The sequence below is a fragment of the Enterobacter sp. MGH119 genome (assembly GCF_001037675.1).
In the GTDB taxonomy this organism is placed as follows: Bacteria; Pseudomonadota; Gammaproteobacteria; order Enterobacterales; family Enterobacteriaceae; genus Enterobacter; species Enterobacter hormaechei_C.
In genome coordinates this window covers 1864314-1887625 of the sequence record NZ_KQ089929.1, presented here as the reverse complement: position 1 = coordinate 1887625, position 23312 = coordinate 1864314, and the positions used below count along the sequence as shown (strand labels likewise).

Annotated in this window: 22 protein-coding genes and 4 tRNA genes; 22 read left to right on the top strand and 4 right to left on the bottom strand. The window is 53.9% G+C overall.

All coding sequences use genetic code 11. From position 1 onward, the window contains the following. The first annotated feature begins 60 nt into the window (after nucleotides 1–60). The gene (sucC, locus tag SK53_RS09000; protein ID WP_003858611.1) at nucleotides 61–1227 is read left to right on the top strand and encodes an ADP-forming succinate--CoA ligase subunit beta; all 1167 of its coding nucleotides are present in this window, start codon (nucleotides 61–63) and stop codon (nucleotides 1225–1227) included. Continuing rightward, on the top strand, nucleotides 1227–2096 hold the full coding sequence (gene sucD / locus SK53_RS08995; RefSeq protein WP_003858609.1) for a succinate--CoA ligase subunit alpha: 870 nt from the start codon (nucleotides 1227–1229) through the stop codon (nucleotides 2094–2096). Before sucC ends, sucD begins: the two co-directional genes overlap by 1 nt. 85 nt (nucleotides 2097–2181) lie before the next feature. Here sucD and SK53_RS08990 read toward each other — a convergent pair whose 3' ends face one another. Then, nucleotides 2182–2898 carry a GntR family transcriptional regulator gene (locus SK53_RS08990; protein WP_003858607.1) on the bottom strand — a complete coding sequence of 239 codons (717 nt, stop codon included), beginning with the start codon at nucleotides 2896–2898 and terminating at the stop codon, nucleotides 2182–2184. 171 nt (nucleotides 2899–3069) lie between these two features. Here SK53_RS08990 and mngA point away from each other — a divergent pair, with 171 nt between their 5' ends. The 19 genes from mngA (at nucleotide 3070) to pnuC (ending at nucleotide 19707) form a co-directional block, all read left to right on the top strand. Then, nucleotides 3070–4986 (top strand): PTS 2-O-a-mannosyl-D-glycerate transporter subunit IIABC, encoded by a 1917-nt coding sequence (gene mngA, locus SK53_RS08985; protein WP_048209108.1) that lies wholly within the window; start codon nucleotides 3070–3072, stop codon nucleotides 4984–4986. Between the two features lie 23 nt (nucleotides 4987–5009). After that, complete coding sequence (gene mngB / locus SK53_RS08980; protein WP_048209106.1) at nucleotides 5010–7646, top strand: mannosylglycerate hydrolase; 2637 nt, start codon at nucleotides 5010–5012, stop codon at nucleotides 7644–7646. Nucleotides 7647–8325: 679 nt separating this feature from the next. After that, on the top strand, nucleotides 8326–9894 hold the full coding sequence (gene cydA / locus SK53_RS08975; RefSeq protein WP_003858601.1) for a cytochrome ubiquinol oxidase subunit I: 1569 nt from the start codon (nucleotides 8326–8328) through the stop codon (nucleotides 9892–9894). Nucleotides 9895–9909: 15 nt separating this feature from the next. After that, the gene (gene cydB, locus SK53_RS08970) at nucleotides 9910–11049 is read left to right on the top strand and encodes a cytochrome d ubiquinol oxidase subunit II (RefSeq protein WP_045896875.1); all 1140 of its coding nucleotides are present in this window, start codon (nucleotides 9910–9912) and stop codon (nucleotides 11047–11049) included. Nucleotides 11050–11063: 14 nt separating this feature from the next. Further along, nucleotides 11064–11177 (top strand): cytochrome bd-I oxidase subunit CydX, encoded by a 114-nt coding sequence (gene cydX, locus SK53_RS08965; RefSeq protein ID WP_003858598.1) that lies wholly within the window; start codon nucleotides 11064–11066, stop codon nucleotides 11175–11177. Continuing rightward, entirely contained in the window at nucleotides 11177–11467 is a 291-nt protein-coding gene (gene ybgE, locus SK53_RS08960; RefSeq protein ID WP_003858596.1) for a cyd operon protein YbgE, read from the top strand. Before cydX ends, ybgE begins: the two co-directional genes overlap by 1 nt. A 148-nt stretch (nucleotides 11468–11615) precedes the next feature. Beyond that, nucleotides 11616–12020 carry a tol-pal system-associated acyl-CoA thioesterase gene (gene ybgC, locus SK53_RS08955; RefSeq protein WP_003858593.1) on the top strand — a complete coding sequence of 135 codons (405 nt, stop codon included), beginning with the start codon at nucleotides 11616–11618 and terminating at the stop codon, nucleotides 12018–12020. Further along, nucleotides 12017–12709 carry a Tol-Pal system protein TolQ gene (tolQ, locus tag SK53_RS08950; RefSeq protein WP_003858590.1) on the top strand — a complete coding sequence of 231 codons (693 nt, stop codon included), beginning with the start codon at nucleotides 12017–12019 and terminating at the stop codon, nucleotides 12707–12709. Before ybgC ends, tolQ begins: the two co-directional genes overlap by 4 nt. 3 nt (nucleotides 12710–12712) lie before the next feature. Continuing rightward, a complete protein-coding gene (gene tolR / locus SK53_RS08945; protein WP_003858589.1) occupies nucleotides 12713–13141 on the top strand; it encodes a colicin uptake protein TolR in 429 nt (142 codons plus the stop codon). A 28-nt stretch (nucleotides 13142–13169) separates the two neighbouring features. Beyond that, a complete protein-coding gene (gene tolA / locus SK53_RS08940) occupies nucleotides 13170–14417 on the top strand; it encodes a cell envelope integrity protein TolA (protein ID WP_023315652.1) in 1248 nt (415 codons plus the stop codon). 100 nt (nucleotides 14418–14517) lie between these two features. Then, the gene (gene tolB / locus SK53_RS08935; protein WP_017384962.1) at nucleotides 14518–15810 is read left to right on the top strand and encodes a Tol-Pal system beta propeller repeat protein TolB; all 1293 of its coding nucleotides are present in this window, start codon (nucleotides 14518–14520) and stop codon (nucleotides 15808–15810) included. Between the two features lie 34 nt (nucleotides 15811–15844). Beyond that, a complete protein-coding gene (gene pal, locus SK53_RS08930) occupies nucleotides 15845–16366 on the top strand; it encodes a peptidoglycan-associated lipoprotein Pal (RefSeq protein WP_003858578.1) in 522 nt (173 codons plus the stop codon). Nucleotides 16367–16375: 9 nt separating this feature from the next. Beyond that, nucleotides 16376–17164, top strand: a complete 789-nt coding sequence (cpoB, locus tag SK53_RS08925; RefSeq protein WP_003858574.1) for a cell division protein CpoB — start codon at nucleotides 16376–16378, stop codon at nucleotides 17162–17164. A gap of 161 nt (nucleotides 17165–17325) precedes the next feature. Beyond that, nucleotides 17326–17401 (top strand) — tRNA-Lys (locus SK53_RS08920). A 27-nt stretch (nucleotides 17402–17428) separates the two neighbouring features. Beyond that, a tRNA-Val gene (locus tag SK53_RS08915) sits at nucleotides 17429–17504 on the top strand. Between the two features lie 3 nt (nucleotides 17505–17507). Further along, nucleotides 17508–17583 (top strand) — tRNA-Lys (locus SK53_RS08910). Between the two features lie 31 nt (nucleotides 17584–17614). Next, nucleotides 17615–17690: transfer RNA gene (locus SK53_RS08905), tRNA-Lys, on the top strand. Nucleotides 17691–17921: 231 nt separating this feature from the next. Beyond that, nucleotides 17922–18965 carry a quinolinate synthase NadA gene (nadA, locus tag SK53_RS08900; protein ID WP_048209103.1) on the top strand — a complete coding sequence of 348 codons (1044 nt, stop codon included), beginning with the start codon at nucleotides 17922–17924 and terminating at the stop codon, nucleotides 18963–18965. 22 nt (nucleotides 18966–18987) lie between these two features. Next, on the top strand, nucleotides 18988–19707 hold the full coding sequence (gene pnuC / locus SK53_RS08895) for a nicotinamide riboside transporter PnuC (RefSeq protein ID WP_045337001.1): 720 nt from the start codon (nucleotides 18988–18990) through the stop codon (nucleotides 19705–19707). Here pnuC and zitB read toward each other — a convergent pair. Together zitB and SK53_RS08885 are read right to left on the bottom strand one after the other, a co-directional pair. Beyond that, the gene (zitB, locus tag SK53_RS08890) at nucleotides 19704–20642 is read right to left on the bottom strand and encodes a CDF family zinc transporter ZitB (protein WP_048209100.1); all 939 of its coding nucleotides are present in this window, start codon (nucleotides 20640–20642) and stop codon (nucleotides 19704–19706) included. The two genes, pnuC and zitB, sit on opposite strands and share 4 nt — an antisense overlap. Before the next feature lie 98 nt (nucleotides 20643–20740). Then, the gene (locus SK53_RS08885; RefSeq protein ID WP_003858566.1) at nucleotides 20741–21100 is read right to left on the bottom strand and encodes a protein YbgS; all 360 of its coding nucleotides are present in this window, start codon (nucleotides 21098–21100) and stop codon (nucleotides 20741–20743) included. A gap of 304 nt (nucleotides 21101–21404) precedes the next feature. Between SK53_RS08885 and aroG the strand changes: the two genes are divergently transcribed. Then, entirely contained in the window at nucleotides 21405–22457 is a 1053-nt protein-coding gene (gene aroG / locus SK53_RS08880) for a 3-deoxy-7-phosphoheptulonate synthase AroG (protein ID WP_003858564.1), read from the top strand. Nucleotides 22458–22518: 61 nt separating this feature from the next. On the opposite strand, the gene gpmA is transcribed toward aroG, so the two are convergent. After that, a complete protein-coding gene (gene gpmA / locus SK53_RS08875) occupies nucleotides 22519–23271 on the bottom strand; it encodes a 2,3-diphosphoglycerate-dependent phosphoglycerate mutase (RefSeq protein WP_003858562.1) in 753 nt (250 codons plus the stop codon). Nucleotides 23272–23312: the final 41 nt, after the last annotated feature.

Here is a 23312-nt window from a genome sequence, read left to right as displayed (position 1 = left end):
GTTGCTTGCCGGGCTTACAAAAGCACTACCTAACGATTACCTGAAGGATGGATAGAACACATGAACTTACATGAATATCAGGCCAAACAGCTGTTTGCCCGGTATGGCTTACCGGCTCCGGTGGGTTATGCCTGTACTACCCCGCGTGAAGCAGAAGAAGCCGCGTCTAAAATCGGTGCCGGCCCGTGGGTAGTTAAATGTCAGGTTCACGCTGGTGGCCGTGGTAAAGCGGGCGGTGTGAAGGTTGTTAAGAGCAAAGAAGAGATCCGTGCGTTTGCTGAACATTGGCTCGGCAAGCGTCTGGTAACCTACCAGACAGATGCGAACGGCCAGCCGGTTAACCAGATCCTGGTTGAAGCGGCGACCGACATCGCGAAAGAACTGTACCTCGGCGCAGTCGTAGACCGTAGCTCCCGTCGCGTGGTGTTCATGGCGTCTACCGAAGGCGGTGTGGAAATCGAAAAAGTGGCGGAAGAGACCCCGCACCTGATCCACAAAGTGGCTATCGATCCGCTGGCGGGCCCAATGCCTTACCAGGGTCGTGAGCTGGCGTTCAAACTGGGTCTGGAAGGCAAGCTGGTTCAGCAGTTCACCAAGATCTTCATGGGTCTGGCGACCATCTTCCTGGAGCGCGATCTGGCGCTGATCGAGATCAACCCGCTGGTGATCACCACCCAGGGCGACCTGATCTGCCTCGACGGCAAGCTGGGCGCTGACGGCAACGCGCTGTTCCGCCAGTCCGATCTGCGCGAAATGCGCGACCAGTCTCAGGAAGATCCGCGTGAAGCGCAGGCTGCACAGTGGGAACTGAACTACGTGGCGCTGGATGGCAACATCGGCTGCATGGTTAACGGTGCGGGCCTGGCAATGGGCACCATGGACATCGTTAAGCTGCACGGCGGTGAGCCAGCGAACTTCCTCGACGTGGGCGGTGGCGCAACCAAAGAGCGCGTAACCGAAGCGTTCAAAATCATTCTCTCTGACAGCAACGTGAAAGCGGTTCTGGTGAACATCTTCGGCGGTATCGTACGTTGCGACCTGATCGCCGACGGTATCATCGGCGCGGTAGAAGAAGTGGGCGTTAACGTTCCGGTTGTTGTACGTCTGGAAGGGAACAACGCTGAACTCGGCGCGAAAAAACTGGCTGACAGCGGCCTGAATATTATTGCAGCGAAAAGTCTGACGGATGCAGCTCAGCAGGTTGTTGCCGCAGTGGAGGGGAAATAATGTCCGTTTTAATTAATAAAGATACCAAGGTTATCTGCCAGGGCTTCACCGGTAGCCAGGGGACTTTCCACTCCGAACAGGCAATTGCCTACGGTACGCAGATGGTAGGCGGCGTAACGCCAGGTAAAGGCGGCACCACCCACCTGGGCCTGCCGGTGTTCAACACCGTGCGTGAAGCCGTAGAAGCGACGGGCGCAACCGCGACCGTGATCTACGTTCCGGCGCCGTTCTGCAAAGACTCCATTCTGGAAGCGATCGACGCAGGCATCAAACTGATCATCACCATCACCGAAGGTATTCCGACGCTGGATATGCTGACCGTGAAGGTGAAGCTGGATGAAGCAGGCGTGCGCATGATCGGCCCGAACTGCCCAGGCGTTATCACCCCGGGCGAATGCAAAATCGGCATCATGCCGGGCCACATTCATCGCCCAGGCAAAGTGGGCATTGTGTCCCGTTCCGGTACCCTGACCTATGAAGCGGTTAAGCAGACCACCGACTACGGTTTCGGCCAGTCCACCTGCGTGGGCATCGGCGGTGACCCGATCCCGGGCTCTAACTTCATCGACATCCTGAAGCTGTTCCAGGAAGATCCACAGACCGAAGCGATCGTGATGATCGGTGAGATCGGTGGTAGCGCGGAAGAAGAAGCGGCTGCTTACATCAAAGATCATGTGACCAAGCCGGTGGTGGGTTACATCGCGGGTGTGACCGCGCCGAAAGGCAAACGTATGGGTCACGCGGGCGCGATTATCGCAGGCGGTAAAGGTACGGCTGATGAGAAATTCGCAGCACTGGAAGCCGCAGGCGTGAAAACCGTTCGCAGCCTGGCGGATATCGGTGAAGCACTGAAGTCCATCATTAAGTAAGTCCTCTCTGCTCCCCGTATGGGGCGCGTTGAAGTATAAAAAAATGTCCGTTTCGACATGGTTGGCCGCTGTAAAGCGGCCTTTTTTATTGTCTGCGTTTAGCCACCAGAGTGAATTTATAGTCGTCGGAGTTAAACACGTTGCGACTGTACTCAAATACCCGGCCGTCTTTCAGAAAGCCGCGGGAGACTTTTTCCAGAATCGGTTTCGCCGGATCGAGCGCCAGGGCGGCAATCGCCTCGTCCGATGGCATGACTGGCACCAGCTCCTGCTCGCTGCGATCGATAACCATCTTTTTGATCTGCTCAATGTAATGGTATTTCGACTGTTCCATCACTTCCCAGGTGAGGTCGGGGAACATCGCCAGCGGCATCCATGTCTCTTCCAGATTCACCGGCTTTTCCCTGATGAAGCGTACGCGCTTGACGTGCCAGACCTTATCATCCGGATTGAGCGCCAGTTTTGTCGCGAGCCGCTCATCGGCTTTCACCACTTCGAAGACGCTGACGTCGCTGTGCGTATCGACGTTGCGATCCGCTAACTTTTCGTAAAAGCCGGTGAGCTGATAAATATCGTAATTCACCCGCTCCTCTTTTACATACGAGCCGCTGCCCTGAATACTTTCGATGATCTGCTCGTCGGCGAGCAGCTTCAACGCCTGCCGCACGGTGACACGGCTGACGCTAAACGCCTCCTGAAGGCTGGATTCTGTCGGCAGCGCGTCGCCAGGTTTTAACTCACCGGCATTAATTTTCTCGCGGAACGCATCGGCGATCTGCCGGTACATCGGTTTATTGCCCATTGGGTCACGCCTATTTAATACCTTTTCAGGGAATTATGCCTTCAGTGTCGGATTTGTAAATAATACAAATAAGATACAAATTTCGGTGTTAGTGAAAATGATCACATAAATGTCTTATTGGCTCTGCCACAATCCTCCCCAGACAAAAACTTTGGATAGGTGAGGATCTTTATGAACCTGACGACTCTGACCGACCCCCGTGCTGTCTGCGTGCAGGCGCAGTTTACCAGCCGTGATGAGGCAATCCGCCAGCTTGCGACGCGGCTGGTGGCGTTGGGCAAAATAGCCGACGCCGATACGTTTCTGGCAGAGGTTTTCCATCGGGAATCGCTTGGCCCGACGGCGCTGGGCGAGGGACTGGCCGTACCCCATGGTAAATCAGCGGCGGTAAAGGAAGCGGCTTTTGCCGTGGCCACACTGTGCGAGCCGCTGGCCTGGGAAGGCGTGGACGGACCGGAGGAGGTCGAGCTGATTTTTTTGCTCGCCATTCCTCCCGCACAAGCGGGATCAACGCATATTCAGGTGCTGACGGAACTGACGTCTCGCCTGGCGGATGACGATCTCAGGGCGCGCGTGATGACGGCGACCAGCGCGGAAGCGGTGCTTGCGGCGCTGGAAACGGCGCCTGACGCGCAAGAAACCGCCGTTGCGGAGAATGCCCCGACGATCGTCTGCGTTACCGCCTGTCCGGCCGGGATCGCCCATACCTACATGGCAGCGGAATATCTCGAAAAAGCGGGACGAAAGCTCGGCGTCAATGTGGTGGTCGAAAAGCAGGGGGCAAACGGTATTGAGGGGCGCATCACCGCGCAGCAGTTGCAGGAGGCAAAAGCGTGTATCTTCGCGGCGGAAGTGGCGATTAAAGAGCGCGAGCGTTTTCAGGGGATCCCTGCCATTTCCGTGCCCGTCGCGGAACCCTTGCGCCATGCGGAAGCGCTCATTGAGCGTGCGCTGGCGCTACAGCCTGTATCCGATGCGCGTCCTGCGCACGTCGACACGGACGCGAAAAAGTGCGTTAAAACCGAACTCAAGCAGGCGCTGCTCAGCGGTATCTCCTTTGCGGTGCCGCTGATTGTCGCTGGCGGCACGGTGCTGGCCATGTCGGTACTGCTGGCGCAAATCCTGGGCTTGCAGCATCTGTTCGATCAGGAAAATTCGTGGCTGTGGATGTACCGCAAACTGGGCGGCGGGATGCTCGGTATTCTGATGGTGCCTGTTCTGGCGGCCTACACCGCTTACTCGCTGGCGGATAAACCTGCGCTAACGCCAGGCTTTGCGGCGGGTCTTGCCGCCAATATGATCGGCTCCGGCTTTCTGGGGGCCATCGTCGGCGGGCTGATTGCGGGCTACCTGATGCGCTGGGTGAAAAACCACATCCGGCTGAGTAGCCGCTACAACGGCTTTCTGACCTTTTATCTTTATCCGGTGATTGGCGTGCTGGGCGCAGGCAGCCTGATGCTGTTTGTGATCGGCGAACCGGTGGCCTGGATCAATAACGCCCTCACCGCCTGGCTTAACGGTCTGTCCGGCGCGAACGCGCTGCTGCTGGGGGCGATCCTGGGCTTTATGTGCTCGTTCGATCTGGGCGGTCCGGTCAACAAAGCCTCTTACGCGTTCTGTCTGGGGGCGATGGCCAATGGCGTATACGGGCCTTATGCGATTTTTGCCTCCGTCAAAATGGTATCGGCCTTTACCGTGACGGCATCAACGATGCTGGCTCCGAACCTGTTCAAACAGTTCGAAATTGAAACCGGCAAGTCCACCTGGCTGCTGGGGCTGGCGGGCATCACCGAAGGAGCAATTCCGATGGCTATCGAGGATCCGTTGCGGGTCATCGGCTCATTTGTTCTGGGGTCAATGGCGACCGGAGCGATTGTCGGGGCGATGGGGATTGGGCTATCCACCCCGGGCGCGGGTATTTTCTCTCTCTTCTTACTGCATGATGCCGGGCTGGGCGGCGTGCTGGCCGCTGCCGGCTGGTTTGGCGCCGCGCTGATTGGCGCCGCAATCTCTACGCTCATTTTACTCCTCTGGCGACGCCAGGCCGTGAAGAGCGGCACCTACGTGACTGAAGACATAACATCCTAAACACGCACTGACAGGAAACGAAGATGAAAGCTGTATCTCGCGTTCATATCACGCCACATATGCACTGGGACCGGGAGTGGTACTTCACCACCGAAGCGTCACGTATTCTTTTGGTCAATAATATGGAAGAGATCCTTACCCGTCTTGAGCAGGACGCAGAATATAAATACTACGTTCTCGACGGCCAGACGGCGGTGCTGGAAGATTATTTTGCCGTGAAACCGGAAAACAGGCCACGCGTGAAGGCGCTGGTGGCGGCCGGGAAGCTGATTATCGGGCCGTGGTATACCCAGACGGACACCACCCTTGTCTCCGGCGAGTCGATTGTCCGAAATCTGATGTACGGCATTCGCGACTGTCTGGCCTTTGGCGAGCCGATGAAAATTGGCTATCTGCCGGACTCCTTCGGCATGTCTTCCCAGCTGCCACACATTTACAACGGTTTTGGCATCACGCGCACCATGTTCTGGCGCGGGTGTTCCGAGCGGCATGGTACCGATAAAACCGAATTTCTCTGGCAAAGTCAGGACGGCAGTGAAGTGACGGCACAGGCGTTACCGCTGGGCTACGCGATTGGTAAGTACTTACCGGAGGATGAGGCCGGGCTGCGCAAACGGCTCGACACGTACTTCGAGGTGCTGGAAAAAGCCTCCGTGACGAAAGAAATTTTGCTGCCTAACGGCCATGATCAGATGCCGCTCCAGCAGAACATCTTTGCGGTGATGGATAAGCTGCGCGAAATCTATCCGCAGCGTCAGTTTGTGATGAGCCGCTTCGAGGAGGTGTTTGACCACATTGACGCGCACCGCGATGAACTGGCGACGCTGAAAGGGGAGTTTATTGACGGTAAATATATGCGGGTGCACCGGACAATAGGCTCCACGCGAATGGACATCAAAATCGCCCACGCCCGGATAGAGAATAAAATCGTCAATGTCCTTGAGCCGCTGGCCACGCTTGCCTGGACGCTGGGCTTTGAGTATCACCACGGCTTGCTGGAAAAAATGTGGAAAGAGATCCTCAAGAATCACGCCCATGACAGTATCGGCTGCTGCTGTAGTGACAAAGTGCATCGTGAGGTGATGTCACGCTTCGAGCTGGCGGAAGACATGGCCGATAACCTGACATGCTTCTATATGCGCAAGATTGTCGACAACATGCCGCAGTGCGAGGAAGACAAACTGGTGATGTTTAACCTCACGCCCTGGCCGCGTGAGGAAGTGATTAACACTACGATACGTCTGCGCGCCAGCCAGTTCCGCCTGCTGGACGATAGGGGGAATGAAATCCCTTACTGCCTGCGCAGCGCGCGTGAAATCGACCCCGGCTTAATAGACCGGCAGATTGTGCATTACGGCAACTACGATCCCTTTATGGAGTTTGATATCCAGCTCAACCAGATCCTGCCATCAATGGGTTACCGCACGCTCTATATCGAGCCGCACGTGGCTGGCAAGCTGCTGGCGCCAGAAACAACGTCGGAGGCATTACTGGAAAATGCTTTCTGGGAAATAACGTTAAACGACGACGGCACCCTGCGTCTGCTCGATAAAGCGTCCGGGCTTATCTATGACCGCGCGCTGGAAATAGAAGAGAGCTCGGATGATGGCGATGAGTACGACTACTCGCCTTCACGGGAAGAGTGGAGACTCACTTCCGCGCAGGGCGAGCATGAGGTTGAGGTGATCCACGAGGTCTGGCAGAGCAGGGCGGTGATCCGCCATCGCATGGCGGTGCCGGCGGATCTCGCTGAACGTTCTGCGCGTCAGCAGACGGGAACGCTTGAGGCAGAACTCACGGTCACGCTCAGCCATAACAGCCGACGTATCGACATTGAGGCGCGTCTCGGAAATCACGCGGATGACCACCGTGTTCGGGTGTTGATCCCGACGCCATTCACCACAGACACGGTGTTAGCTGATACCCAGTTCGGTTCGCTGACGCGACCTGTACAGGATGAAGCGATGGCGAACTGGCAGGAGGAGGGCTGGAAGGAAGCGCCGCTGCCGGTGTGGAATCTGCTTAACTACGCGGTGCTCCAGGAACGGCGTAACGGGATGGCGCTGTTTACCGAAGGGTTACGCGAATTTGAAGTGACTGGCGAGCGTCAAAAAACGTTTGCCCTGACGTTGCTTCGCGGCGTGGGGGTGCTTGGGAAGGAAGATTTACTGCTGCGCCCCGGCAGACCGTCCGGGATCAAAATGCCGGTGCCTGATTCGCAGATGCGGGGCCAGTTAACCTGTCGCTTTAGCCTGTTCAGTTTTAATGGTTTGCCCGTCAGTGCTGGCGTTGCGCAGCAGGCGAAGTCGTGGTTAACGCCAGTGCACTGTTATAACAAAATTCCGTGGGATGCGATGAAGCTTAACCGTGCCTCTTTCACCACACCCCGTAGCTATAGCCTGCTAACGCTGGCGCCTAACGGATGCGTACTCAGTGTGCTGAAAAAAGCGGAGGATCGTGACGAGATGATTCTTCGTCTGTACAACCCTTCGGAGACCCGCTCCTGTGACGTGGCTTTGTCTGTGAACCGTGAGGTCCAGGCCTGTTGCGAAACGGACATGAATGAGGTGTACAAGGCGCAAGGGGAAGAGGGCTCAGCCATTACGGGGTCTTTCCGGCCAGGCCAGTCACGTACCTTCAGCATAAAAATTGAAAGGTAATTCTCAAAATAAAATAAAGGCCGCATTCCTGCGGCCTTTATTTCATCAAATAGTCACGAAGGGGTGTTAATTTTAAGATTATTAAAAGTGAATAAAATGTAATCGTTTCGGCAGGTAGCAAAGCGAAAGAAAAATACTGTGAAGCAGATAACATTATATGTTTATCTTCCGGCAAAATGCGTTTTTTCACGCGCGTTAATAAAAATCACAACTGTTTATATTATCCTCTGGCTTTTATAACCATCAACGCCTTTAAATGTACATATCATTAACAAGGTTTTTACTATCCGCACCACAAAGAAACATCATTAACAGCTCTGGCCGTTTTTGATTTAAATCAATGTTTAATCCTTGGAAAAAGGCTCAAAAAGGCGTTAAATTGTTCCCGATCAAAATGGCCGAAAAGTGGTAATTTTGCTATAAATTGATCGCCGTCGAAAAACGTAAATCTGTTTGAATAAAAACCTGTTTATTGTAAGGGTTTTGCAGCGTATTATATTTACGGGATCAATTTGGTTTTTTCTTAACGTATTTGTAACCTTTCATCATTGCTTTTTCCTCATATAGAGAATAAGCAACGAAGAAGGGAAGCAGATAACTTTGTATTGGGGCATGCGTGTGGATCCTTATCTAACGGGGTTCACTCTCGGAGTCTTCATGCGATGAGCAAGGAGTCATAATGTTAGACGTAGTCGAACTGTCGCGCTTACAGTTTGCCTTGACCGCGATGTACCACTTCCTGTTTGTGCCGCTGACGCTCGGTATGGCGTTCCTGCTGGCCATCATGGAAACGGTTTACGTCCTCTCCGGCAAACAGATTTATAAAGATATGACCAAGTTCTGGGGCAAGTTGTTTGGTATCAACTTTGCGCTGGGCGTGGCAACCGGTCTGACCATGGAGTTCCAGTTCGGGACAAACTGGTCTTACTATTCCCACTATGTGGGGGATATTTTCGGTGCGCCGCTGGCCATTGAAGGTCTGATGGCCTTCTTCCTCGAATCCACCTTTGTAGGTCTGTTCTTCTTCGGTTGGGACCGTCTGGGTAAAGTCCAGCATATGGCGGTAACCTGGCTGGTGGCATTAGGCTCCAACTTGTCCGCACTGTGGATCCTGGTGGCGAACGGCTGGATGCAAAACCCAATCGCATCTGATTTCAACTTCGAAACCATGCGTATGGAGATGGTCAGCTTCGCTGAGCTGGTCCTGAACCCGGTTGCCCAGGTTAAATTCGTTCACACCGTGGCGTCTGGCTATGTGTGCGGCGCGATGTTCGTGCTGGGCATCAGCTCCTACTATATGCTGCGCGGCCGTGACTTCGCGTTCGCCAAGCGTTCTTTTGCTATTGCAGCAAGCTTCGGTATGGCCGCGATTCTGTCCGTTATTGTTCTGGGTGATGAATCCGGTTACGAAATGGGCGACGTGCAGAAAACCAAACTCGCCGCAATTGAAGCTGAATGGGAAACCCAGCCGGCACCGGCAGCGTTTACCCTGTTCGGCGTGCCTGACCAGGAAGCGCAGGAAAACCGCTTCGCCATTCAAATTCCTTACGCTCTGGGTATTATCGCCACGCGCTCCGTCGACAAACAGGTGACTGGCCTGAAAGATCTGATGGTGCAGCATGAAGAGCGTATCCGTAACGGGATGAAAGCTTACTCGCTGCTGGAACAGCTGCGCGCCGGCTCTACCGACCAGGCCGTTCGCGATCAATTTAACGACGTGAAGAAAGACCTCGGTTACGGTCTGCTGCTGAAACGCTATACCCCGAACGTCTCTGACGCGACGGAAGCGCAGATTCAGATGGCAACCAAAGACTCTATTCCACGCGTTGCGCCGCTGTACTTCGCGTTCCGCATCATGGTGGGTTGCGGCATTATCATGCTGCTGATCATCGCGGCCTCGTTCTGGTCAGTCATTCGTAACCGTATCGGTGAGAAAAAATGGCTGCTGCGCACCGCGCTTTACGGTATCCCACTGCCATGGATTGCTATCGAGTCCGGCTGGTTTGTTGCGGAATATGGCCGTCAGCCGTGGGCGATCGGTGAGGTGCTGCCAACAGCGGTAGCGAACTCCTCCCTGACCGCAGGCGACCTGATCTTCTCCATGCTGCTCATTTGCGGTCTGTACACCCTGTTCCTGGTGGCTGAACTGTTCCTGATGTTCAAGTTCGCGCGCCTTGGCCCAAGCAGCCTGAAAACCGGTCGCTATCACTACGAGCAGTCTGTTGCGACTACTCAGCCGGCACGCTAAGACAGGAGTCATCAAATGATCGATTATGAAGTATTGCGTTTTATCTGGTGGCTGCTGATCGGTGTTCTGCTGATTGGTTTCGCGGTCACCGATGGTTTCGACATGGGCGTGGGCATGCTCACCCGTTTCCTCGGTCGTAATGACACCGAGCGTCGAATCATGATCAACTCCATCGCCCCGCACTGGGACGGTAACCAGGTGTGGCTGATCACCGCAGGCGGCGCGCTGTTCGCTGCCTGGCCGATGGTCTACGCGGCTGCGTTCTCCGGCTTCTATGTGGCGATGATTCTGGTGCTGGCCTCTTTATTCTTCCGTCCGGTGGGTTTCGACTACCGTTCCAAGATTGAAGACACCCGCTGGCGTAACATGTGGGACTGGGGCATCTTCATCGGTAGCTTCGTTCCACCGCTGGTCATTGGTGTGGCGTTCGGTAACCTGTTGCAGGGCGTACCGTTCCACGTCGACGAATATATGCGTCTGTTCTACACCGGTAACTTCTTCCAGTTGCTGAATCCGTTTGGTCTGCTGGCGGGCGTAGTGAGCGTGGCGATGATCATCACCCAGGGCGCAACCTATCTCCAGATGCGTACCGTAGGTGAACTGCACCTGCGTTCCCGCGCTACCGCTCAGGTGGCGGCGCTGGTGACGCTGGTCTGCTTCGCGCTGGCTGGCGTGTGGGTGTTGTACGGTATTGATGGTTACGTGGTGACCTCCGCGATCAACCATACTGCACCGTCTAACCCGCTGACCAAAGAAGTGGCGCGGCAGGCCGGTGCATGGCTGGTGAACTTCAACAATACTCCTGCGCTGTGGGCTATCCCGGCTCTGGGTGTGCTGCTGCCGCTGCTGACCGTGCTGACGTCTCGTCTGGAGAAAGGCGCTCTGGCGTTCGTATTCTCTTCACTGACGCTGGCATGCATCATCCTGACGGCGGGGATTGCGATGTTCCCGTTCGTGATGCCATCCAGCACCATGATGAACGCCAGCCTGACCATGTGGGATGCAACGTCCAGTCAGTTGACGCTGAACTTAATGACCTATGTTGCTTGCGTGTTCGTACCGATTATCCTGCTCTACACCACCTGGTGTTACTGGAAAATGTTCGGTCGCATCACTAAAGAACATATCGAAAGCAACACCCACTCTATGTACTAAGTAAGGAGCTGAATATGTGGTATTTCGCATGGATTTTAGGGACGCTTCTTGCCTGTGCGTTTGGTGTCATCACTGCCCTGGCGCTTGAGCATGTAGAAGCGACCAAAGCAGGTGAAGAAAAGCACTAATGAATATTATCGCAACCTTATATGCGGTAATGGATAAGCGCCCCCTGAGGGCGCTTTCCCTCATTATGGCATTACTGCTGGCAGGCTGTATCTTCTGGGACCCGTCGCGCTTCGCGGCGAAAACCAGCGAGCTTGAAATCTGGCATGGCTTCCTGATTATGTGGGCTGTGTGCGCAGGCGTGATTCACGGTGTCGGCTTTCGTCCGAAAGCGCTACACTGGCAGGGCATCTTCTGCCCACTGATTGCCGATCTGGTTCTCCTCGCCGGTTTGATTTTCTTCTTCTTCTGAATAAGAAATGTCCGTTAACGTTATGGGCTTACCATGGCCCATAAAAATTTACTCTCCGTTTACTTTCCCCCATTCCAAACCATCATTCCCGCGCGTATAGTAGCGAAGTTTGAAAGCTCCAACTTTTCTTGTATTACCGGGATGTAAAGTGAATACAACGCTGTTTCGATGGCCGGTACGTGTCTATTACGAAGATACCGATGCCGGTGGTGTGGTCTACCACGCCAGCTACGTTGCTTTTTATGAACGGGCACGCACAGAGATGCTGCGCCATCATCACTTTAGTCAACAGGTGCTGTTGGCTGAGCGAGTTGCCTTCGTGGTACGCAAGATGACGCTTGAGTATTTTGCGCCTGCCAGACTCGACGATATGCTCGAAGTTCAAACAGAAATTACATCAATGCGCGGAACTTCACTGGTTTTCACGCAGCGGATAGTCAATGCAGAGAACACGGTACTGAACTCAGCTGAAGTCCTGATTGTCTGTGTTGATCCAACCATAATGAAGCCTCGTGCGCTTCCTAAGTCTATTGTCGCGGAGTTTAAGCAGTGACTGACATGAATATCCTTGATTTGTTCCTGAAGGCAAGCCTTCTGGTTAAACTTATCATGTTGATTTTGATTGGTTTTTCAATCGCATCCTGGGCCATCATCATCCAGAGAACGCGTATCCTTAATGCCGCTGGCCGCGAAGCCGAAGCGTTTGAAGATAAGTTCTGGTCGGGAATTGAGCTTTCTCGTCTGTACCAGGAAAGCCAGGGACGCCGTGATAACCTTTCAGGCTCCGAACAAATTTTCTACAGCGGTTTCAAAGAGTTCGCTCGCTTACATCGCGCTAACAGCCATGCGCCGGAAGCCGTGGTAGAAGGGGCGTCGCGTGCGATGCGCATCTCCATGAACCGCGAACTGGAAAATCTTGAAACGCATATTCCATTCCTCGGAACCGTTGGCTCCATCAGCCCGTATATCGGCCTGTTTGGTACGGTGTGGGGGATCATGCACGCCTTTATCGCCCTGGGGGCGGTGAAGCAGGCAACGTTGCAGATGGTTGCACCGGGTATCGCAGAAGCACTGATCGCGACCGCAATCGGTCTGTTCGCCGCAATTCCGGCGGTAATGGCGTACAACCGTCTGAACCAGCGCGTGAACAAACTGGAACTGAACTACGACAACTTTATGGAAGAGTTCACCGCGATTCTGCATCGTCAGGCGTTTACCAGCACCGAGAGCAACAAGGGGTAAACCATGGCCAGATCGCGTGGACGAGGTCGTCGCGAGCTCAAGTCCGAAATCAATATCGTTCCGTTACTGGACGTGCTGCTGGTGCTGCTGCTGATCTTTATGGCGACAGCGCCCATCATCACCCAGAGCGTGGAAGTTGATCTGCCGGATGCGACAGAATCACAGGCGGTAAGCACCAATGACGATCCTCCGGTCATCATTGAGGTTTCCGGCGTAGGGCAGTACAGCGTGGTGGTAGAGAAAGATCGTATGGATCAGCTTCCGCCAGAGCAGGTTATTGCTGAAGCGCAACGACGTCTGGAGTCAAATCCGAAGACGGTCTTCTTAATCGGTGGTGCGAAAGACGTACCATATGATGAAATTATCAAAGCGCTGAACTTGCTACATAGCGCGGGCGTTAAGTCAGTTGGCTTAATGACTCAGCCTATTTGATCATCTGCGTAGTTTTTGGGAACCGATAGTGTCAAAGGCAACCGAACAGAACGACAAGCTTAAGCGAGCGATAATCGTCTCCGCAGTGCTGCACGTATTTCTTTTTGCAGCGCTGATCTGGAGTTCGTTCGATGAGCACCTTGATGCATCAGGCGGCGATGGGGGCTCGTCCATCGACGCCGTCATGGTGGATCCCGGTGCGGTAGTGCAGAACTATAATCGCCAGCAACAGCAGCAGGCGAGCGCAAAACGCGCGGAAGAACAGCGTGAAAAACAGGCGCAACAGCAGGCGGAAGAGCTGCGTGAAAAGCAGGCCGCCGAGCAGGAACGTCTGAAGCAGCTTGAGAAAGAGCGTTTGCAGGCGCAGGAAGCCGCTAAAGAGCAGGCGGAGCAGCAGAAACAGGCTGAAGCCGCAGCGAAGAAAGCTCAGGAACAGCAGAAGCAGGCGGAAGAGGCGGCAGCCAAAGCCGCGGCAGACGCGAAGGCGCAGGCAGATGCTCAAGCTAAGTTAGCCGCAGAAGCCGCGAAGAAAGCTGCTGCTGATGCGCAGAAGAAAGCGGAAGCCGAAGCGGCGAAGAAAGCCGCTGCTGATGCGAAGAAGAAAGCAGAAGCCGAAGCGGCGAAAAAAGCTGCCGCTGACGCACAGAAGAAAGCCGAAGCGGAAGCCGCCAAAAAAGCTGCGCAGGAAGCAGAGAAGAAAGCGGCTGCCGATGCTGCGAAAAAAGCGGCCGCGGCCGAGAAAGCTGCGGCAGAAAAAGCCGCCGCTGCGGAAAAAGCCGCTGCTGATAAAAAAGCGGCAGCTGAGAAAGCCGCTGCTGATAAGAAAGCTGCTGCTGAAAAAGCCGCAGCTAAGAAGGCCGCTGCTGCGGAAAAAGCCGCTGCCGCAGGGGTTGACGATCTGCTGGGGGACCTGAGCTCCGGTAAGAATGCACCGAAAACGGGCGGTGGGGCGAAAGGAAGTAACGCAGCACCGGCAGGAAGTGGTAACACTAAGAACAACGGTGCTTCTGGCGCTGAGATCAACGACTATAAGAATCAGATTGCCGCGGCTATTGCCAGCAGACTTAACGATAAATCGCTCTATACCGGGAAAACGTGCCGACTGCATATTAAACTGGCTACGGATGGTATGGTGCTGAGCGTTGAGTCAGAAGGGGGAGATGAAGCATTATGCCAGGCTGCACTTGTGGCAGTGAATCAGGCAAAACTGCCAAAACCTCCATCACAGGCTGTCTATGAAGTGTTCAAAGACGCTTCGCTGAACTTTAAGCCATAAGCAGAGCTGCTGTTATCGGGTTCTGATAGTTTTGTGTATTTGAGTTTGTTAACCTTCTGCTAAATTATCCAGGACTTATTGTTCGGATAAGGGAGATATGATGAAGCAGGCATTACGATTAGCTTTTGGTTTTTTAGTACTGTTGACGTCAGCAGTGCATGCCACAGTAAGCATCGACATTACCGACTGGAACGACTCAGCGCGTCCAATCGGTGTCGTTCCGTTCCAGTGGGCAGGCCCGGGCGCTGCGCCTGAAGATATTGGCGGCATTGTTGCAGCTGACCTGCGTAACAGCGGTAAATTTAACCCCTTAGATCGTTCTCGTCTGCCGCAGCAGCCGGGTACAGCTCAGGAAGTTCAACCTGCTGCATGGTCTGCACTGGGTATTGATGCCGTGGTTGTCGGACAGGTTACTCCTGCGCCAGACGGCGGCTATAACGTCGCTTATCAGCTGGTGGATACTGGCGGTGCGCCGGGTACCGTTCTGGCTCAAAACACGTATAAGGTGAACAAGCAGTGGCTGCGTTATGCAGGCCACACGGCGAGTGACGAAGTGTTTGAGAAGCTGACCGGTATTAAAGGTGCGTTCCGTACCCGTATCGCGTACGTAGTACAGACCAACGGCGGCCAGTTCCCTTATGAGCTGCGCGTCTCTGACTACGATGGTTACAACCAGTTCACCGTACACCGTTCACCACAGCCGCTGATGTCTCCGGCATGGTCTCCGGATGGCTCTAAGCTGGCGTACGTGACCTTCGAAAGCGGCCGTTCCGCGCTGGTTATCCAGACACTGTCTAACGGTGCTGTGCGTCAGGTTGCGTCATTCCCACGTCACAACGGTGCGCCTGCGTTCTCTCCGGATGGTACCAAACTGGCGTTTGCCCTGTCTAAAACCGGTAGCCTGAACCTGTACGTGATGGATATTGGTTCTGGTCAGATCCGTCAGGTCACGGATGGTCGTAGCAACAACACTGAGCCAACCTGGTTCCCGGACAGCCAGAATCTGGCATTTACGTCTGACCAGGCAGGTCGTCCACAAGTTTATAAAGTGAATATCAACGGCGGAGCAGCGCAGCGTATTACCTGGGAAGGTTCTCAGAACCAGGATGCTGACGTCAGTGCCGATGGTAAAACAATGGTAATGGTCAGTACTGCGGGTGGTCAGCAGCACATTGCCAAACAAGATCTGGTAACGGGGGGCGTACAAGTACTGTCGTCAACGTTCCTGGATGAAACGCCAAGTCTGGCACCTAACGGCACCATGGTAATCTACAGCTCTTCTCAGGGGATGGGATCCGTGCTGAATCTGGTTTCTACAGATGGGCGTTTCAAAGCGCGTCTTCCGGCAACTGATGGACAGGTAAAATCACCTGCCTGGTCGCCGTATCTGTAATAATAATTAATTGATTACTAAAGGAATCTTAGAAATGCAACTGAACAAAGTGCTGAAGGGGCTGATGATCGCTCTGCCTGTTATGGCAATCGCAGCGTGTTCTTCTAACAAGAACGCAAGCAATGACCAGAGCGGCGAAGGCATGATGGGTGCCGGCACCGGTATGGACGCTAACGGCAATGGCAATATGTCTTCTGAAGAGCAAGCGCGTCTTCAGATGCAGCAGTTACAGCAGAACAACATCGTTTACTTCGATCTGGATAAATACGACATTCGTTCTGACTTCGCTGCAATGCTGGATGCGCACGCAAACTTCCTGCGTAGCAACCCGTCTTACAAAGTCACCGTAGAAGGTCATGCGGACGAACGTGGTACTCCGGAGTACAACATCTCCCTGGGTGAACGTCGTGCAAACGCTGTTAAAATGTACCTCCAGGGTAAAGGCGTTTCTGCTGACCAGATCTCCATCGTTTCTTACGGTAAAGAAAAACCAGCAGTACTGGGTCACGACGAAGCGGCTTACTCCAAAAACCGTCGTGCCGTACTCGTTTACTAAGAGAATTGCATGAGCAGTAACTTCAGACATCATCTGATGAGTCTGTCGTTACTGGTTGGAATAGCGGCCCCCTGGGCCGCTTTTGCTCAGGCACCAATCAGTAGTGTCGGCTCAGGCTCGGTAGAAGATCGAGTCACTCAACTCGAGCGTATTTCTAACGCTCACAGCCAGCTTTTAACTCAACTCCAGCAGCAGCTTTCCGATAACCAGAATGATATTGATTCCCTTCGTGGTCAGATCCAGGAGAGTCAGTATCAGCTTAATCAGGTTGTGGAGCGCCAGAAGCAAATTTTGTTGCAGATGGATAGCCTGAACAGCGGCGGAGCAGCAGCACAGCCAGCAGCAGGCGATCAAAGCGGTGCGGCGACGCCTGCACCTGCGGCAGATGCCTCCGCGTCGTCTGGTGCGCCTGTACAGAGCGGTGACGCGAATACGGACTACAACGCGGCCATTGCCCTGGTGCAGGACAAATCGCGCCAGGACGATGCTATCGTTGCGTTTCAGAACTTCGTTAAGAAGTACCCTGATTCCACTTACCAGCCAAATGCGAACTACTGGCTGGGTCAGTTGAATTACAACAAGGGTAAAAAGGATGATGCGGCGTTTTATTTTGCCTCTGTGGTGAAAAATTACCCGAAATCACCGAAAGCGCCTGATGCGATGTATAAAGTCGGCGTGATCATGCAGGACAAAGGCGACACTGCAAAAGCCAAAGCGGTTTATCAGCAGGTGGTTGCGAAATTCCCGGGTACAGACGGCGCCAAACAGGCACAAAAACGTTTGAGTTCGATGGGTTGATTATCGCATGACCAGAAATCGCGTTATTTCTGGTCGTGCAGCATGATTCCTAAGCAGTTAAGTGATCTTCATCGAAATTTTTGTTGCGCAGAATTCTTAAATCAGTAATATATGCCGCCGTTGCCACGGGATATCAAACAACGTGAAAGCAGCGCAAAAGTGGGTCGTTAGCTCAGTTGGTAGAGCAGTTGACTTTTAATCAATTGGTCGCAGGTTCGAATCCTGCACGACCCACCACTTAAAGCAGTTCCGGCAGCACAGAGTGGGTGATTAGCTCAGTTGGTAGAGCATCTCCTTTACACGGAGGGGGTCGGCGGTTCGAGCCCGTCATCACCCACCACTCGGGTCGTTAGCTCAGTTGGTAGAGCAGTTGACTTTTAATCAATTGGTCGCAGGTTCGAATCCTGCACGACCCACCAGCCTGAATAGATTTGAAGTACATCCCGTAAGGGGTCGTTAGCTCAGTTGGTAGAGCAGTTGACTTTTAATCAATTGGTCGCAGGTTCGAATCCTGCACGACCCACCAATGTAAAAAGGCGCCCTAAAGGCGCCTTTTTGCTATCTGTCGTTCCCCAGTGCTTTGTAGGTCGGGTAAGGCGAAGCCGCCACCCGACAAATGCTGCCGGCACCAATTCCCGATGACATTCCACCTAATATTCGCTATCTTGTTTAGTATATAAAACACCATTGCCGTCATTTTTGCTATCTACCGCAAAACAAAGGCAATATTGTTAAGCCAGTAAAACGAGAAGCCATAATGAGTGTGATGTTTGATCCCGAAACCGCAATCTATCCCTTCCCGCCGAAGCCAGCGCCGCTAAGCCGGGATGAGAAGCAGTTCTATCGTGAGAAAATTAAGCGCCTTCTTAAAGAGCGTGATGCGGTGATGGTGGCGCATTACTACACTGACCCGGAAATTCAGCAGTTGGCAGAGGAGACGGGCGGCTGTATCTCAGACTCGCTGGAGATGGCGCGTTTCGGCGCTAAACATCCTGCCTCCACGCTGCTGGTTGCAGGTGTGCGCTTCATGGGCGAAACGGCAAAAATTCTCAGCCCGGAAAAAACCATACTGATGCCGACGCTGAATGCCGACTGCTCCCTTGACCTCGGTTGCCCGATTGATGAGTTCACCGCCTTCTGTGATGCCCACCCTGACCGTACCGTGGTGGTCTATGCCAACACGTCTGCGGCGGTGAAAGCCCGGGCGGACTGGGTAGTGACGTCCAGTATCGCCGTTGAGCTGATTGAACATCTGGACAGCCTGGGGGAGAAAATCATCTGGGCGCCCGATCGTCACCTGGGAAACTACGTACAAAAACAGACCGGTGCGGATGTGCTGTGCTGGCAGGGGGCCTGTATCGTCCACGATGAGTTCAAGACCCAGGCGCTGACCCGGATGAAAGGCTTATACCCGCAGGCCGCGATTCTGGTGCACCCGGAATCCCCGCAGTCCATCGTCGACATGGCGGATGCCGTCGGGTCAACCAGCCAGCTTATTCATGCTGCGAAAACCCTGCCGAACAAGCAGCTCATTGTGGCGACCGATCGCGGTATCTTCTACAAGATGCAGCAGGCCGTGCCGGAAAAAACGTTGCTCGAAGCGCCGACCGCCGGAGAAGGGGCGACCTGCCGAAGCTGCGCGCATTGCCCGTGGATGGCGATGAATGGGCTCAAAGCGATTTCGGAGGCGCTTGAGAACGGTGGCGCAGCGCATGAGATCCACGTGGATGCCGCTCTGCGTGAAGGCGCGTTAATTCCACTTAACCGTATGCTGGATTTTGCGGCTACACTACGTACTTAACTTATTACGCCCCGGAGAAAAAATGGATTTTTTTAGCACACAGAACATCCTGGTTCATATCCCGATTGGTGCGGGCGGCTATGACCTGTCGTGGATTGAAGCGGTGGGTACGCTGGCCGGTTTACTCTGTATCTGGCTGGCCAGCCTTGAGAAGATCAGCAACTATGCGTTCGGGCTGATAAACGTCACGCTGTTTGCGATCATCTTCTTCCAGATCCAGCTCTACGCCAGCCTGCTTCTACAGCTGTTCTTCTTCGCGGCCAATATCTATGGCTGGTACGCCTGGTCTCGGCAAAACAGCCAGCAGGAGGCGGAGTTGCAAATCCGCTGGCTGCCGTTGCCTAAAGCCATCGCCTGGTTCGCGGCCTGCGTGGTGGCTATCGGCTTTATGACCGTCTTTATTGATCCGGTATTTGCCTTCCTGACGCGCGTGGCGGTCTCGGTGATGTCGGGGCTGGGATTGAACGTCACCCTGCCTGAGCTTCAGCCGGATGCCTTCCCGTTCTGGGATTCCTGCATGATGGTGCTGTCGATTGCGGCGATGATCCTGATGACGCGTAAATACGTTGAGAACTGGCTGTTGTGGGTGGTCATCAATGTCATTAGCGTGGTGATTTTTGCCCGCCAGGGTGTTTATGCCATGTCGCTGGAGTATATGCTCCTGACCTTCATTGCTCTCAACGGCAGCCGCATGTGGATTAACAGCGCGCGTGAGCGTGGCTCTCGCGCGCTTTCCCGTTAATGGTGATGTGCGTGTGAGTGGCCGGACTGCGCCTCGTTAAGGTGGCAGTCTGGCCCGCTGCAAGGCTGGTACTCCATCTGGATAGTGGAGTGCGCAATCTCATAGTGATGCTCGAGGAAATGCCGAATACGTTCAAGCAACGCATCGTGATCGTGGGGCGGAATAACCTGAACGTGCAGCGTCATCAGCGGTTTCTCACCCACCAGCCAGACGTGAACGTGGTGAACGTTACGGACTTCAGGAATGGAACGACTCAGGTTGCGCTTCAGTTCGCCAATATCCAGTGATGTGGGCGCGCCTTCCAGTAGCTCATTTACGCTCTCCTTCAGTAGCCGCCAGGCGCTGCGCAATACCAGGCACGATACCAGCACGGAAAGAATCGGGTCGATAGGGGTCCAGCCCGTGCCCATAATGATCAGCGCGGCCACAATCGCACCAACAGAACCCAGCAGATCGCCCAGCACATGAAGCGCCGCGGCCCGTACGTTCAGATTTTTTTCACTGCTGCCGCGGTGCAATATCCAGAACGCCAGAATATTGGCGACCAACCCGGCAATGGCGATAACCATCATTGTTGTCCCGGCTACCGGTTGGGGATGCCGAAAGCGCTGAAAAGCCTCCCATACGATGAGTATGGTAATCACCACTAAGGCAATCGCATTCACAAAGGCGGCAAGCGTGGTCAGCCTGAGCCAGCCAAAGGTGTGGCGGGCATTGGGCGGGCGACGGGCAAACTGCACGGCCAGCAGTGCGAAGAGCAGCGCCGCGGCATCGGTAAGCATGTGTCCTGCATCGGCCAGCAGCGCCAGCGATCCGGATATTAGTCCGCCTGTGACCTCAATAATCATAAAGGTGGCAGTGACGCCAAAAGCCAGCAAAAGCCGTTTGGCATTTTCATCGCCAGTGGAGTGGGAATAGGAGTGGGAGTGCGCCATGGTATCGTTCCTGATTTATTATTATTTTTAGTGTAGCGTTTTTAAGAGCTTAAATAAAAAGGAGAGCATTCGCTCTCCCTGTTTTACCTTATGGAAGGTTACTGGGTAGTACCGTCCGTTTTGGTATTGGCATCGCTGCCCACTTTGTCATTCGGGTCCGGGCATTTCCCGTCTTTACAGACTGAGTTTTTATGCACCTCGTCGGTAGTCATACCCTCATGGTTCATCGTGCCTGTGTTCGTCCCGCCAGTATTGGTATTGCCCGTGTTGATATTACTGTTATCAACATTGTTTGGCGCAATATTCTGTTTTGCATCCGGCGCAACCTGGCCTGCTTCGGCAGCGGCATTCGCGTCGCCGTTGCTGCCGGATGAGCCTGCATCAGCAGCCAGTACGCTACCGCTTGCCAGGGTAAGGGTTGCCGTCAGGAAAAGCGTAGTCAGTTTCGTCATTTTCATCATGGTGCTCCTGTTCTTATCGTTACGCTGGATAACATTCTCCAACAGTGCATCTTGTTCAGTGGCGAAAGATTCCGGACTCCTGAATTATGTCAGGATGGAATCGCGTATAAATATTTAAAAACAGTCGTTACAAGTAAAAAGCTTAGGCCAGATCTCATTTTTCGCTATTTTGTTGCGTATTTTAGGCGAATTCCAGGAATTATCTGCGCGAAGTGTAAAAGCCCGTTTACACTTCGTGGCCGACAAGTTAGATTGAAAGGATTGCTTTCATTACTAAAGATATGGCAGAGCCGGAAAGAAGATGAATTATCAGAACGACGATTTACGCATTAAAGAGATCAATGAGTTATTACCTCCCGTAGCGCTCCTTGAAAAATTCCCCGCCACCGAAAATGCCGCCAACACGGTGTCTCATGCCCGCAAGGCGATCCACAAGATCCTGAAAGGTAGCGACGATCGTCTTCTGGTAGTGATCGGGCCATGCTCCATTCACGATCCTGCTGCGGCCAAAGAGTATGCGTCGCGTCTGCTCGCCCTGCGTGAAGAGCTGAAAGGCGAACTGGAAATCGTGATGCGCGTTTATTTCGAAAAACCGCGTACCACCGTGGGCTGGAAAGGGTTAATCAACGATCCGCATATGGACAACAGTTTCCAGATTAACGACGGCCTGCGCATTGCGCGTAAGCTGCTGCTGGAGATCAACGACAGCGGGCTGCCTGCTGCCGGAGAATTCCTCGATATGATCACCCCGCAGTATCTGGCTGACCTGATGAGCTGGGGCGCTATTGGTGCGCGTACGACTGAATCTCAGGTTCACCGCGAGCTGGCGTCTGGCCTGTCATGCCCGGTGGGTTTCAAAAATGGCACTGATGGCACCATCAAGGTCGCCATTGACGCCATTAATGCGGCGGGCGCGCCGCACTGCTTCCTGTCGGTGACCAAGTGGGGCCACTCGGCTATCGTGAATACCAGCGGTAATGGCGATTGCCATATCATACTGCGCGGCGGTAAAGAGCCTAACTATAGCGCTAAACACGTAGCGGAGGTAAAAGCAGGGCTGGAGAAAGCAGGTCTGGCACCGCAGGTGATGATCGATTTCAGCCATGCCAACTCCAGCAAACAGTTCAAAAAGCAGATGGAAGTCGGCGCAGATGTGTGTCAGCAAATCGCCAGCGGTGAACGCGCAGTGATTGGGGTGATGATTGAGAGCCATCTGGTTGAAGGCAACCAGAACCTGGAGGGCAGCGAGCCGCTGGTCTACGGTAAGAGCGTGACGGATGCCTGCATTGGCTGGGACGATACCGATGCGATCCTGCGTCAGTTGGCGGATGCGGTAAAAGCGCGTCGCGGCTAAGTTTGTTGCGGGTAACAAAAAAGCGTGGATTTCTCCACGCTTTTTTTATGTCCGGCAAATATTACTTCGCTTTACCCTGGTTCGCCACGGCTGCCGCTTTTGCAGCGATTTCGTCGGCGTTACCCAGGTAGTAATGTTTAACTGGCTTGAAGTTTTCGTCGAACTCGTACACCAGCGGCACGCCGGTAGGGATGTTCAGCTCGAGGATTTCATCTTCACCCATGTTGTCCAGGTATTTCACCAGCGCACGCAGGGAGTTACCGTGAGCAGCGATAATGACGCGCTCGCCGCTTTTCAGGCGTGGCAGAATGGTTTCGTTCCAGTAAGGCACAACGCGGTCGATGGTCAGCGCCAGGCTTTCGGTCTGCGGCAGTTCAGCCTCAGTCAGCTTCGCGTAACGCGGATCGTGGCCCGGGTAGCGCTCGTCATCTTTGCTCAGCTCTGGAGGCGTAACCGCAAAACCACGACGCCACTGCTTAACCTGCTCGTCACCGTATTTTTCTGCGGTTTCCGCTTTGTTCAGACCTTGCAGCGCACCGTAGTGACGCTCGTTCAGTTTCCAGGATTTCTCAACCGGCAGCCAGGCCTGATCCAGCTCGTCCAGAATGTTCCACAGGGTATGGATGGCACGTTTCAGCACAGAGGTGTAAGCAAAGTCAAAGGTGAAGCCTTCTTCTTTCAGCAGTTTACCTGCCGCTTTTGCTTCGCTCACGCCTTTCTCGGACAGATCAACGTCATACCAACCGGTGAAGCGGTTTTCGTTGTTCCACTGGCTTTCGCCGTGGCGCACCAGGACAAGCTTAGTATTAGCCATTTCTTACTCCTCAAGCATTTTGAATGATAACAATTCTCATT